This window comes from Affinundibacterium fentianense (assembly GCF_018139545.1).
In the GTDB taxonomy this organism is placed as follows: domain Bacteria; phylum Pseudomonadota; class Gammaproteobacteria; order Burkholderiales; family Burkholderiaceae_D; genus Undibacterium; species Undibacterium fentianense.
Genome location: NZ_JAGSPJ010000006.1, coordinates 335967 through 348313 on the forward strand (window position 1 = coordinate 335967; position 12347 = coordinate 348313).

Consider the following 12347-nt stretch of genomic DNA (forward strand, 5'->3'; position numbering starts at 1 on the left):
TACGACATTTTTTTTGTATCAGTTGATTTCTTTCGATTGGTGCGGATAAAGATAAGACATCAAGACTTCATTGATGAATCGATCCTCACTTTTTAAATAGGTGTAGTCTCGTAAGATACCTTCTGCGACGAAGCCGCACTGTGTGTATAGCTCAATAGCGCGTCGGTTTTCGACGCTAACGCTCAGCTCAAGACGATGAAGATCTTGCGCCTGTCCCAATGCCAGAATTTCCTGAAACATTTTTTTTCCTAAACCTTTGCCCGTCAATTGGGGATCGATCGCGACACCTCCGATGTAGGCGATATGCGAGGTCCGATGTCGATTCGGTACAAGTTTGAACATGCCGGCGGCTTGTGCCTCATCATGAAAGATGTATAGCACCTGAGCCTCTAGCAGTTGCGCGAAAATCGGCTGGAATTCCGTGGCATCCATCCTTTCATAGAGTAAGTAAGGATTGACGACGGGGTGCATGTAGAGGTCAAAAATGAATTGAAAGTCTGAATGGGTAGCAAGACGTATCATAGAAAGGTCGATGAAGTGGAGCGAGTGTGCCTAATCTGGCTCCACAATAGCATGAAGTCGAAAGAGTTTTTATGGGTTGTGCTATTTTTGATATTGAGGGCCTAGACTAGGTATCGCGCGATTCCCACATCTGACTCCTCAGCATTTACCAACTCGTCTCGCGTTCCGCTGTCGATGAAATTTTATGGATACTCAGATCCGCTCCATTAAATTCATCCTCTGGGTCGAGCCGAATTCCCACAGTCTTTTTCAGGACGCCGTAAATCAACCAGCCGCTGATGGAGGCAATCAGCAGGCCTAACAAAGTGCCGATCAACTGCGCCATGAATGAAACGCCACCCATGCCCCCAAATGTTGGTAGGCCAAAAATGCCTGCCGCAATGCCTCCCCAAGTCCCGCATAATCCATGGAGTGGCCAAACGCCCAAGACATCATCGATTTTCCATTTGTTTTGCGTCAAGGTAAACATCCAGACAAAAATTAAGCCCGCAATACTGCCTGTAAGCAGCGCGCCGAGTGGATGCATGAGGTCGGACCCTGCACAGACCGCAACCAAACCAGCTAGAGGCCCGTTGTACACAAAGCCCGGATCATTGCGACCTTTAATTAAGGCCGCTAAGGTGCCACCGACCATCGCCATTAAGGAGTTGATGGCAACCAAGCCATTCATTTTTTCTAGGCTTTGTGCACTCATAACATTAAAACCAAACCACCCCACGGTGAGTATCCACGCTCCTAAAGCTAAAAATGGGATGTTCGATGGCGGGTGCGCAGCTATCGCGCCATCACGTGAGTAACGTCCTCGTCGTGCACCAAGTAGCCAGACAGCGGGTAAGGCAGCCCATCCACCGACCGCATGCACCACAACCGAACCAGCAAAGTCATGAAACTCAAAGGAAAATAGGGATTTCAGCCAAGCCTGAAAACCAAAACTTTGATTCCAGACTATGCCTTCAAAAAAAGGATAGACGAAGCCAACCAAGAGTGTGGTTGCGATTAATTGAGGGCCAAATTTAGCGCGTTCGGCGATGCCACCCGAGATGATGGCGGGTATCGCAGCAGCGAAAGTGAGTAAGAAAAAGAATTTGACTAATTCATAGCCACTTTTTTCCGCGAGTACATTGGCATTGCTAAAAAAATGCACGCCATAGGCGAGGTAATAACCGATGAAAAAGTAAGCAATTGTGGAGATGGCGAAGTCGACCAAAATTTTTACCAAGGCATTCACTTGGTTTTTCTTGCGAACCGTGCCGAGTTCTAGAAAGGCAAACCCTGCATGCATGGCGAGGATCATGATTGCGCCTAGCAATATAAAAAGCGCGTCGACGCCGTGCTTCATTTCGTTCATGACGAGATCTCCCTAATTGAGTGCGTAAAAGTGATTTGATCATACTTTTAAGCAATAAATGTTCCAATTTGGTGATCTATTTTAAGTATTTGATTTGTAAAGAATTAATTGTCTAAGTGAAGCTTATTTTTAATACGTTTGCACTGATTTAGTGCTCATCATCGAGCGCCTTGCTTACGTTTGCACGAGGACGGTGCAGCGACGCAAGATTTTTAACTTGTGTAAACCTACTTCGTGCGCTGCTGACAATACCATGTGTCCTTGACGTACCTCTCAGAGATGACATCAGCCAATTGCCCGAACTAGGGCACTTATACCCCTGTATTGGCAGAATTGAATGTCTCTCTGGCATTCTAGACTGTTGTGAAATCGCGTTGGAAGTTTGTCCGACAAAACGGAAGCGGGTTCTTGGGTTGAATGTCCCAAGTCTAAATTGGGTCGAAAAATCCGAGTCAAGTAAATGGGTATAAGTGATCACGAACGAGAGAGCGACGTATGATACATGGCATTACTTTAGGTGCAGAAGAGGAATTGCAGATTGTTGATCAACACAGTCTTGAGCTGGTCCCTCACGATTTTGAGCGCGGCCAAGCAGAATTTCCGGATCAAAACGGTAGTTCCTCATGCGAACTTCATAAAGCCGTTGTCGAATTACAAACACCGATCTGCACAACACCCGATCAAATTGTCGCCAGTGTTGCCTCGATGCGCGAAATTATTCGGCTGCGAGCCCAATCCCAAGGCCAAAGGATCTTATCCGCTGGCGTGCATCCATTTTCGAATTGGAAAGAACAGGAAATTAATAAAGATCATCTGAAGCATCAGCACTATATACGTCTGGTGGATGAATACGCAGACATTATGCGAAGTTTGGTCTCGTATGGATTTCACGTCCATTTGGGACTGCCATCGGGCATTCCGCCAATGCCAATTTTCAATTCTTTGCGCAATAGTTTGGCGGCAGTACTGGCCATTTCACTGAGCTCGCCTTTCTATGAAGGGCGCGATACAGGCATGCAAAGTTGGCGTCATTCTATGCTAGATCGTCTTCCAAGAATGGGGACCCCTGATATATGGCAATCGGAGGAAGAGTACTTTGGGCATATTCAACTCCTGAGAAAAGTTGGCACACTCGAAGCTCAGCATGGGATGTGGGAAGATCTGCGACTTCATCATCGATATCATACTTTGGAAGTCAGAATTTGTGATGCGACTCCGTCGCTCGATCACATTTGGCTAATTACGGCATTGCTGCAATGTGAGGTCGCTTGCCTCGTACAGGATTACCAGAATGGATCGTTGCCAAAGCCGCTATCCCGCGCTTGTCTTGAGGAGAATAAGTGGCGTGTACGTCGCCGTGGTCTTGCCGCGTGCTTGATCGATTGGGGCAGTGAAGAATCGGTGAGTTTAGTCGATTATTTTACCCATTGGTTGGCACGCATAGAAAAAGTCGCGCGACAATTGCAACTATTTGAAAGCATACAAGAGAAAGTCCAGGCGCTTTTTTTACAAGGCGCATCGGCGGATATTCAGCGAGGTATTTTTCAGCGCTCTGAAAACTATCAAACTCTTGTAAAACATTTGATTCATGCAACGGAAGAGGCACAATTTGCTCCTACGTCCTACTTACAATAGTCGAAAGCCTATTCGCCCTAATACTACTGCGGAGCGAACCTTTTTTGGGCAAGATGCATCTTCGCATCCTCTGCATCCACGTAGTTTTGAGTTGATGCAGACTGCGCCGCATTCCAAGCATACTATGCATCACGGTTGGGCGGAACGGGCGGGAACTGCTGATACCTCTTACCATCGATTGCCCAAGGATCTGACACTTTTTTCCGAGTGGCCTGTGATTGCATCCCATGCTTTGCAGCAAAGATTGTGTACCCGACTCAATGCTCTGTGTGCCACGTTGGGACCCCATTTGCAAGCTGTAAGGACGCTGGAAAAAGGCTGGAAGCAAGCGCATGAAGCCGACGTTTTAACGGTTGATTATGCGATAGTCGAGGATGGAAATGGTTGGGATATTCGCTTAGTGGAGTTTCAAGCTTTCACTTCGCTGTTGAGCACCGGATTTCGCTTGCACCAACTACACAGTGATCTTTGGCCGGAACTTGCGGATTGTCCACCTTGGCATGATGTGGGTTGCGACGCTGAATGGCTACAGAATGCTCGTGAATGGGTGGTCGGGGGCAATTCGCCAGCCTTGCTGGAACATCAAGTTTGGCAGCGCGGAACCTTGTTCGATCTGTATGCAACTTCCTTGTTGTGGGATGTTCCGATTGTGGAGCCGCATCAAGTCGAGATCGACGCACAAGGTCGCTTGTTCTCCATTCTCAATGGAAAACGGAACCAACACGACCAAATCCTAAATCGCCTTATATTGAATGAATTACCTACTGAGCATCCTTTTCTTGAGAACATCAAATCGGCTCAGCTTAGGTGGCATAGTCACCCTGAGTGGTTCTTTCTAGTTCAAAAGGGGCTGTGTGCAGATCTTAAGATTCCATTTGAGCCAAGAAACGTGAGAGCCGATGCATGGCGTGAATTGGGCATCAATCCCGAACATCTTGTAGCCAAAAAAATGGATTCCTGTGGCGGTAAGGATTTGCTACTTAGCCCCAATGCTAAAGATTTGGACCAATTGGATTTCGCGAAAAATTGGCTAGTACAGCCTCGTTATACACCATATCCCATAGCCGAAAATAGCCAGGGCGATGCGGTCTTTGCAGAGATTCGATTGATTGTGCGATTAGATCCGGTTAAAGCACCTTGGATTGCCATGCAAATTGTTCGTATGTATTGCGCCGAACAAGCTTCTGCTAGTTTTTTTAAGGGCCGAGAAGGTGAAGGTGCGACCATCTTGCATACGCCGCCAAGTTCGGAATGAGCGATAAACAATCGACGTCAAGATCTTCAATCGAGATCTCTTCGAGACCTTGTTATTGCGTGCAATTCTCGTTTTATTCCTGTCAAAGCACCGCAAAGCTTTTTCTTTTAAGTACGCAGCGTTGCGCAAGTTAGTGTTCTGCTAGAGAAGTCGTCGCACCTCTCACACTGGCATAGTTCATGACAACGCGATTCGCAACATCGCGTGACAGATGCAAAATTTCGCCGCTTTCTCGACAAGCGGCATTGTCAATTCGCCTTAGATCTATGCTGCTTATTCTTGATCTTCAAAATACCAGTAGCCCAAGTTGACCCACTCAGTTAATGTCGTCAACAAATCCGCGCAATCTGATTGACCATCCGATGGAATGAGTTGATCTTTGAGGTCGGACCAAGTTAATCGCTCTTGATCACAAATGAGGCTTATCGCATTTGAGTCGAATGCCTCAAACTGATAGCATTCACCGTTCACGTAGCAGATTCTCTGTTCGACTTGATCTTCGAAATAAAAACATCGTAGACCACCCGTCCGCTTTAGATCTTGTAGTTGGAGTTGCGCAAGTAGATCGACTTCAGTATAGGGATCGTCAAGCTCTTGTAAATCGAGTAGACATTTAGTTCTTGTTAAAAAGCTTCCGATAAACTTCGTGATTAAAGTTTTGTCTTCAAGAACTGCGCGCATTTGATTTTGGATTAAATTAAAATCTTGGCTGTTGATGAGTCCTTGATGGCGATGGATCTGTCGCCCAGCGTCACTGATCAGCGTATTGCCTAAATCCTGATCAATTAGGTAGTCCGCTAAACCACTGAGCATATCTCGGGCGGACTTGCTCCTGAAACCAACTGAAAAACTCATTGAGGTTTCAAGCGAGACGCCATCATGTGGGAAGCCAGGCGGAATATAGAGTATATCGCCAGGGAGTAGTTCAACATCGATAATCGGTATGAATGGATCTGTATGTAAAAGTGCGGGATGCGCCGCAAATTGACGATGCGTCCCTTGTTCGCCGACGCGCCAGGTACGTCGACCCGAACCTTGGCAAATAAAGACATCGTATAGGTCAATATGGGGACCAACCCCGGCACCAGGCGTCGAATAACTAATCATGACATCGTCAAATCGCCACTTAGGAATAAATGAAAAGACTTCGACTAAGCGCGCAACTTCAGGCGACCAATGATTGACTGCTTGCACAATCAAGGTCCACGCAAGATTGTCTACGTGTTCATATGATTCAAATGGGCCTGCTTCGGCTTGCCATTCGCCATCTTTTTTGTAAATCAATCGCGATTCCACATTATCTTCGCAAGCCAAACCGGCGAGATCGTTTGGACAGATAAGATCAGCAAATTCAGGAAATCCTAGTCGAATGACGACAGGTCGCTGTTGCCAATAGTTTTGGAGAAAATCTTCTAGAGTGAATGTTGAAAAGTGGAGTTTTAGCATAAGTGTTTTCGCGCTGTAGCTCAGTAAATTTCTGGATGTTGGGATGGAAGTACAAGAAATGAAACTTGTAGCACAGGGATGCGTAGTCCTTATGTATGTAGATCAAAGTCTGTTCAGTTTGTCGTGTCATGACAGTTTTTTGACATGTAATAAATAAGTGAAATAAATCTTGTTTCTTCTTTCATACGAGGAGGGAGGCCAGCACGATTGTGCGCGTGGTAAGTCGATGGCGTCAGTCATCTTCGACAATGGGAGGCGTATGGTATGCATTTTGCTGAGGTGAACTCTGTCGCTTAGTGACTCGACTCAACAGACAAGGACAACATCATGAATATCCAGCTTAATTTTATTAATCTCTCTAACGATCAAAATAACTCCGATGTGCTGATATTTGCTAAGAATATTGCTGACATTGAAAATGCAAATCACATCGCTTGGACGGTCATCAAAAATTGCGGTCAAGGAGATTCCCATCCTTTTGTCTATCCTATTGACTCGAGTATCGGCGCGAGTGACAGCTGGGGCAACTACACGCCACAATTTCCCGTCAATCAAGGGGAAGCTTTTGAAATGGTATTGACCAAGTCCGGCGATCAACTACGCACAGTCGGCGTCACGCATAACCCGAATGCGATTGAACTGTTGAATAACTTAAATCGTGGAGCGATTAACGCTTATGTCTATAAATCTGGCCGATTGTTTGCTAGTAAGTCGAATCTCGCACCAGGGCAAAAAGCAGTGTTTCAATTTAATCCTACGATTTGGATAGGCGTCGCATCACAGGTTGAGCAGGGGGAGGTTTTGAATTCTGCCATCATCTCAGAAATCAATACTGAAATTAGTCTATTCGGGATTCGGAGCGCGGATATCGTGATGACCGGTGGCGGCAGCGGTCCAGACGCGAAAGAATTCCAATTTATGCTACAAAATGTGGTGATGTGAGTCTGCTGATGGAGCTAAAGGAGCTTAGTGAGCTAGGGGAGTGCAGATTCAAACTGACTTACCATATTGGTTCGAGGTGTCGCGTTAAGCCGTTCTATCGAGATTAGCGAGTGACTCGCTTAACATGGCAATATGAAAAACTCTTAAAATGGATGCTTTGAGATTCCACCTTAGGCGTCTATTTTATGTCAAAGATCAAACCACGAAGTCATCGCACTACCCAACCTAGTCGAGCGCAGTTAGTTGCGCGTTGGCGGACTTATCTTGAGAAAAATACTAACCCACGTTTGCAAATGATGCTGATTGTTGCATTGACAGGGATGTTAGGATTTCTTGGGACATTTCTTCTCTTCCATTTAGGTATGCACGCAATGTGGTTGCGATACTTTTGCGCTTTTTGCTTTGCTTATATCGGTTTTATTTTGATGTTACGACTATGGTTGAGTTTGGATAGGCATGGTTTATTGGAGGGTGGCGTTGATGCTGCTGATTTATTGATCAACGCTGGGCATGGCCATTCGATTTCGTTGGAGCCGACAGCCAACTCGTTACAGGGCGGCGGCGGTGATTTTTCGGGTGCTGGTTCAAGTACATCGTTTGAATCTGCGAGCAATGTCTCGACACCGTCATTATTTGGGGGAACAGGCGAGGAAGGTGCGAAGTCAGTATCGAGCCTCGCTGATGCCGATGATATCTGGGTTCCTATTGCCCTGTGTGCCTTAATTTTGGCAATCTTGCTGTCCACGCTCTACGTCGTCTATTCCGCTCCGATGTTGCTTGCTGAGTTGATGGTGGATTTTTTGTTGACGACCGGGTTTTATCGGCACTTGAAGAAACAAGCAGATGGGACATGGCTTAGGACGGCGGTTCGCAAGACGATCTGGCCATTTTTGTTCACCGGATTGGTTGTCAGTTTAGCCGGTTGGATTCTACAAACATCAGCGCCGGGCGCGCAAAATCTGTCACAGGTACTGAGTTTCCATGCTTCCACTTCAAGTGACCAGTCGACGCAATCAAAGTCAATTCAATAAACGATCAAAATTAGTTCAACTCCTACCTTGGGTAGAGCGCAGTGCGTTCAAGCTTATTGATAATTCTGTTGTCTAATTCGGAGACATTTGACTTATATATTTTGGTGAATTTCACGAGCTAGCATTTGTTTAAAAAAAAAGTCTCCTTGACTTTGCTAGGAGACTTTTTTGTGTCGCGCTTATCGCCGATGGTGATGGCTATTTAAGACGAGTTTGTGCTTCGCTAATGAGGTCTTTGTAGGTATTGAGTATCCTATCCCAAGAGTCAAAATGTTCATCGTCTTTGATTGACCATTTACCGCGCAATCCATCTTTATTTTTTTCACTAACAATTTTCAAAGAGTAGCGTAGTGGGGAATCACTGATTCTTTTGAGTATGACCCGTGTGCGCACAACGGATTCGTTGGTTTCATTTTGCCCCCACGTTTTAATCTGCCATGCGGTCCGTAAATAGCCCGTTTGACTGTCTGAATTATCGAGAACATCGAAATAATTGAGGACGATCGATGAGAGTAGCTTCCAAGCTTGTTCTTCCTTTAATTTCTTCCCGACTTCGATGGTGAAATTGACATTCGCTTGGTCGCTCGCAGTCGAGGCGGCATAGGAGCCGTCGGGGCGGAGTACGACGTTTTCTTCTAAGGGTGGTTCCACTTCATTGGGCTTCGCACAATATTCTTGGAGGAAAGTGAGAAAGCCAGTTTGCTTAATTTTGACCATCGTACAGCTGCCAAATGGAACCTGAACAGCCATGCTACCTGTGCCGACGGCTTTTTCATTGACATAAATTCTGGCCTCCTCGGGACCTGAAACTTTGACGAGACGACCTTTGAGCACGAATTTATCAAACAGGGGAGGTTCGGGTTGACCGTCTTTATTGCAATACTCTTTGGTTTCATTCATCCAGCCATTTTTTCTGGCAGAGAGTTTCGCGCAACTACCACGTTTGACGATGAAATCGAGGTCTCCTTCGCCGAGTTTTGCATCGTTGCTAAAGAGTTCGACTCCTTCGCCTGCGGTGGTAATTGATACTTTGCGGTCTTGTAATTCAACACGGTCTTCGATCGGTGGTAATTCTCCGCCGCGATCCCAGCGGTAGATCCGTTTGATTGTCGCAAATCCGGGTTTCACGATCTCGATCGTGGTTGTTTGACCTTCGTCGACTTCGACTTCGTAGGAGCGATTCGCACGGTATTCACCGTTGATCAAGATCTTCGCGTCATAGGGAAGAGCAGTCAACTGAACCACACGCTTAGTCAGGAAAATATTGAAAACTTTGTCGGGATAGTCAGCCTCACTGGAAAAGCTCCGTACGCTATCGCGATAGCCATCTTGACGTACGACGATGGTATTCGAATCATTTTTCTCTAGTTTTAGTTTTGCAGTTCCTACACCTATGGGCACCAAGGAATTATCTTGAGCCTTTTTCTTGTAGATGGTGGCGCTTGATGGGGTCGCGACGATATCTAATGTCGTCCCAAATAATGAGAAAAATTGTGCCTGTGCAGGATTGCTCAAAGTAAGCAAAAATAATGCGCCAAACAATAAATATCGCATAGTAAAACTCTCCCTGTGAATTCAATGGCTGGCACCAGCCTCGCAGCTTTTGAATTTATGTTGTGTGTTGATATTGAATGGCTGGCTAGTTATCGTTTGTCAGGTCCATTTGCAGGCAAGTAGCCGCGAGTTCGTGCGAGATAAATGCTAATGCAAGATGATCGGAATCAAGTATTGCATAATGGTCACTCAAGCTCAAGTCATTTGCCTAAACCCCGTGCTGTTTCCTCCTTCTTTGCACATAGCTAGGTCGTTTATCTCAGTGTAGTTTGATCCGTGGATTGCGTACGCGGTCAATCGTTTCTGCCCAAGTTGACAGCCAAGTATGGAACCAGCCATTGACCGCAACTTGGTGGTGTTTGTGTAAGGACCAATACATCCATTTTGCAAGTGTTCCTTCAATAAAGACAGAACCACTTGCAATTGCTCCCATCAGACTGCCAACCGTACTGTAGTTGCCAAGTGAGACCAAAGAGCCGTGATCCTTGTAGTGAAATTCTTGGAGTGACTTTCCTTCGAGTAATCGACATAGCGAATCGGCTAAGCAACTGGCTTGTTGATGAGCAGATTGCGCTCGTGGTGGAACGTTGGGTAAACCCTCTCCTTGTGGGCACGCAGCGCAGTCCCCGATTGCAAAAATCGCCGGATCTTGTGTAGTTTGTAACGTGTTCTTTACGATGAGTTGGTTCAAGTGGTTGCTCTCTAAACCATCGATACCATTTAAAAAATCGGGTGCTTTGATTCCGGCGGCCCAAACGACTAGTCCGCTGGGAATAAACTGACCGCTTGCTAAAGCGACCCCTTCTTGCGTCACTTCGATTACGCGCTCATTCGTGTGAATTTCAATTGCAATACTGCGTAACTCTTTTGCAACCGCAGCGGAAAGTCGCTCCGGGAGCATTTGTAATAGACGCGGCGCAGCATCGACGATAACGATACGCAAATCTTTTTCTGGATCGAAATTGACCAGCCCATAGTTTGACAGTATTTTTGTGGTCATATGCAATTCGGCAGCAAGTTCAACGCCAGTCGCCCCGCCTCCAATAATCGTGACCGTAAAACGTCCTGTGCCTGCCGTTTGCTGTTGCGTTTGTGCGCGTAGACACTGATCGATCAGTTTTTGGTGAAAACGCTCGGCTGCCTTTAGCGAATCGAGCATGATGCAGTTTTCTTTCGCTCCCTTCGTGCCAAAATCATTGGTTTGACTTCCAAGTGCAAGGACGAGATGGTCATATTGAATCGCCTGTTGTGGCAACAACTCTTTGCCGTCCCCATCTAAAGTGGGGGCAAGGTAGATTTCCTTGGTTTCGCGTGATAAGTCCAGCATGCGGCCCAATCGAAAATGAAAATGATTACTGCGCGCTAGTGCGAAATATTCACGCTCATCTGCATGACTGTCCAACGTTCCCGCTGCAACTTGATGGAGTAAGGGCTTCCACAAATGGGTGCGACAGGCATCAACCAGTGTGATCCGTGCTTTACCACGTTTTCCTAAACGTTTGCCCAAGCGTACGGCTAATTCCAGTCCACCAGCGCCTCCGCCAACAATGATAATGTGTGCTAGTGCTGCTCCTTCTCTAATGTTCATGACGACATCCTTAGAATTTGAAAATCTATTTCAAGAAAAGCATCGCCGATATTGGGGATTTGGCCTATTTTCGCTTATCTTGAAATGGATTCTCAGCGGGCTATCAACAGCATTTATTCAACAAGAATCGATGAAATCGTGTCAATTCTACGCCTACTTGATTGTCGACAGCACTCACTCGAACGGATATTTTTAAGTTTTACCTCAGACAAATTGCCATCAAGATTCTGAGTCGGCATTCGCAGTCGAGACGAGTCGGAAAAATCGCGGCAATCACCAGAAAGCCCATGTTTTTTCATTGACGATAACTCATCGTTTTATCTTGTCTAGTGGCTTTCCCTTCGCGAGTTCATCCACCAATTTATCGAGATAGCGAATTTTCTGCATCAGCGGATCGGCCACTTCTTCTACTCGTACTCCACAGACCACACCCGTAATTAAATGGATGTTCGGGTGCATTTTGGGTGCTTGATCAAAAAACTCAATGAAAGTCTTTTCGCTAAGTATTTGCGCTTGGAGTGCTTCTTCGGTATAGCCTGTGAGCCAACAAATGAGATGATCAACTTCTTGTTGGGTACGTTGTTTGTTTTGCGCTTTCTTGACGTAAAGTGGATAGACCTTTGAGAAAGCAGTGGTAAAAATTCGATGTTGTGGCATCACGGTCCTTTGTCATGAGGAATGAAGTGGATTTCTTTGATCGATGCCGGCAGTTGTTCTCGATGACTTGTTTTGATTAGTCAGCAAAGGCTGTTCAGCGAAACGGATTGCGCTTGCACCACTTGGATTCAAGTCTTAACACCATATGTTTTGATTGTTGAAAGCTTATATCAATTTTGTGCGAACGTGATTGATCAAGTGAAATTGCTTTTATGACTATTGTTAAATGGCGTGACATTGGAAGCTTCTCCATCGAACGACCTGAACTTGTTTTGTTGTAATCAATAAGTTGGCGACTCTGTTGTTAATTGGATCCTCCTCCTACAGTTTGTTTCCTACCTAAGTTATTCTCACTCTATTCGCTTTGTA

10 protein-coding genes are annotated in these 12347 nt (G+C 45.9%); 4 read left to right on the top strand and 6 right to left on the bottom strand.

Features of this window, described 5'->3' with window-relative positions:
• Positions 1-18: 18 nt before the first annotated feature.
• Together KDM90_RS15170 and KDM90_RS15175 are read right to left on the bottom strand one after the other, a co-directional pair.
• Positions 19-522 carry a GNAT family N-acetyltransferase gene (locus KDM90_RS15170; protein ID WP_212676458.1) on the bottom strand — a complete coding sequence of 168 codons (504 nt, stop codon included), beginning with the start codon at positions 520-522 and terminating at the stop codon, positions 19-21.
• A 145-nt stretch (positions 523-667) separates the two neighbouring features.
• Complete coding sequence (locus KDM90_RS15175) at positions 668-1870, bottom strand: ammonium transporter (RefSeq protein WP_212676459.1); 1203 nt, start codon at positions 1868-1870, stop codon at positions 668-670.
• A 495-nt stretch (positions 1871-2365) separates the two neighbouring features.
• Here KDM90_RS15175 and KDM90_RS15180 point away from each other — a divergent pair, with 495 nt between their 5' ends.
• Positions 2366-3505 carry a carboxylate-amine ligase gene (locus KDM90_RS15180; protein ID WP_212676460.1) on the top strand — a complete coding sequence of 380 codons (1140 nt, stop codon included), beginning with the start codon at positions 2366-2368 and terminating at the stop codon, positions 3503-3505.
• Positions 3480-4760, top strand: coding sequence for a hypothetical protein (locus KDM90_RS15185; RefSeq protein ID WP_212676461.1), 1281 nt, complete (start codon positions 3480-3482; stop codon positions 4758-4760). Before KDM90_RS15180 ends, KDM90_RS15185 begins: the two co-directional genes overlap by 26 nt.
• A 273-nt stretch (positions 4761-5033) precedes the next feature.
• Here the strand turns inward: KDM90_RS15185 and KDM90_RS15190 are convergent, their stop codons facing one another.
• Entirely contained in the window at positions 5034-6206 is a 1173-nt protein-coding gene (locus KDM90_RS15190) for a cupin domain-containing protein (RefSeq protein ID WP_212676462.1), read from the bottom strand.
• A 327-nt stretch (positions 6207-6533) separates the two neighbouring features.
• On the opposite strand from KDM90_RS15190, the gene KDM90_RS15195 reads away from it, so the two are divergent.
• Positions 6534-7148, top strand: a complete 615-nt coding sequence (locus KDM90_RS15195) for a hypothetical protein (protein WP_212676463.1) — start codon at positions 6534-6536, stop codon at positions 7146-7148.
• A gap of 185 nt (positions 7149-7333) precedes the next feature.
• The gene (locus tag KDM90_RS15200; protein WP_212676464.1) at positions 7334-8179 is read left to right on the top strand and encodes a hypothetical protein; all 846 of its coding nucleotides are present in this window, start codon (positions 7334-7336) and stop codon (positions 8177-8179) included.
• Positions 8180-8377: 198 nt separating this feature from the next.
• Here the strand turns inward: KDM90_RS15200 and KDM90_RS15205 are convergent, their stop codons facing one another.
• The 3 genes from KDM90_RS15205 to KDM90_RS15215 form a co-directional block, all read right to left on the bottom strand.
• Positions 8378-9733 (bottom strand): hypothetical protein, encoded by a 1356-nt coding sequence (locus KDM90_RS15205; RefSeq protein ID WP_212676465.1) that lies wholly within the window; start codon positions 9731-9733, stop codon positions 8378-8380.
• Positions 9734-9992: 259 nt separating this feature from the next.
• Positions 9993-11321: an NAD(P)/FAD-dependent oxidoreductase gene (locus KDM90_RS15210; protein ID WP_212676466.1), complete on the bottom strand. Its 1329-nt coding sequence runs from the start codon at positions 11319-11321 to the stop codon at positions 9993-9995.
• A 309-nt stretch (positions 11322-11630) separates the two neighbouring features.
• Positions 11631-11978: a DUF2200 domain-containing protein gene (locus tag KDM90_RS15215; protein WP_212676467.1), complete on the bottom strand. Its 348-nt coding sequence runs from the start codon at positions 11976-11978 to the stop codon at positions 11631-11633.
• Positions 11979-12347: the final 369 nt, after the last annotated feature.